Annotated in this window: 1 protein-coding gene; it reads left to right on the top strand. The window is 68.5% G+C overall.

Annotated elements, in window-relative coordinates; all coding sequences use genetic code 11:
* Positions 1-1,418 (top strand): glucose-6-phosphate isomerase (gene pgi, locus ACFW0H_RS30080; RefSeq protein ID WP_422917476.1); only part of this gene is annotated, 1,418 nt, incomplete at both ends.

Raw genomic sequence — 1,418 nt, 5'->3', positions numbered from 1 at the left:
TGGGCGAGGCGATCCAGGCGATGTTCCGCGGCGAGGTGATCAACAGCTCCGAGCGCCGGCCGGTGCTGCACACCGCGCTGCGCCGCCCCATCGGCGACAAGGTGCGGGTGGACGGCCAGGACGTGATGCCCGAGGTGCACCGCGTGCTGCACCAGATGACCGAGCTGGTGGGCGCGGTGCACAACGGCCTGTGGCGCGGCTACACCGACAAGCCCATCACCGACGTGGTGAACATCGGCATCGGCGGCTCCTTCCTCGGCCCGCAGCTGGTCTCCGAGGCCCTGCTGCCCTTCGCCCAGAAGGGCGTGCGCTGCCACTACCTGGCGAACATCGACGGCAGCGAGTTCCGCGAGCTGGCCTGCAAGCTGAACGCCGAGACCACCCTGTTCATCGTCTCGTCGAAGTCTTTCGGCACCCTGGAAACCCTGAAGAACGCCCAGGCCGCGCGCGCCTGGTACCTCGCCCAGGGCGGCAGCGAAGCCGAGCTGTACCGGCACTTCATCGCCGTCTCCAGCAACAAGGTGGCGGCGGTGGCCTTCGGCATCCGCGAAGAGAACATCTTCCCCATGTGGGACTGGGTCGGCGGGCGCTACTCGCTGTGGTCGGCCATCGGCCTGCCGATCGCCATGTCCATCGGCATCTCCAACTTCAAGGAGCTGCTGTCCGGCGCCTACAGCATGGACCAGCACTTCCAGGGCACGCCCTTCGAGCGCAACATCCCGGTGATCCTCGGCCTGCTCGGCGTCTGGTACGGCGACTTCTGGGGCGCCCGCAGCCACGCGATCCTGCCCTACGACTACTACCTGCGGAACTTCACCGACCACCTGCAGCAGCTGGACATGGAATCCAACGGCAAGAGCGTGCGCCAGGACGGCAGCCCGGTCAGCGCCGGCACCGGCCCGGTGATCTGGGGTGGTGTCGGCTGCAACGGCCAGCACGCCTACCACCAGCTGCTGCACCAGGGCACCCATCTGATCCCGGCGGACTTCATCGTCCCGGTGTCCAGCTACAACCCGGTGGCCGACCACCACCAGTGGCTGTTCGCCAACTGCCTGTCGCAGAGCCAGGCGCTGATGCTCGGCAAGTCCCGCAGCGAAGCCGAGGCCGAGCTGCGCGCCCAGGGCCTGGCGGAGGCCGAGGTGCAGCGCCTGGCGCCGCACAAGGTGGTGCCCGGCAACCGCCCGAGCAACACCCTGGTGATGGAACGCATCAGCCCGCGCCGCCTGGGCGCGCTGATCGCCATGTACGAGCACAAGGTCTACGTGCAGAGCGTGCTCTGGGGCATCAACGCCTTCGACCAGTGGGGCGTGGAGCTGGGCAAGGAGCTGGGCAAGGCCGTCTACTCGCGGCTGACCGGCCAGGACGAGGCCCCGGCGGAAGACGGCTCGACCCAGGGCCTGATCGACTTCTTCCGCGCG

This window comes from Metapseudomonas cellulosilytica (assembly GCF_049334135.1).
Classification (GTDB): domain Bacteria; phylum Pseudomonadota; class Gammaproteobacteria; order Pseudomonadales; family Pseudomonadaceae; genus Metapseudomonas.
Note: the sequence above shows the minus strand (reverse complement) of the source record. Positions and strands in the feature narration are given on the sequence as shown.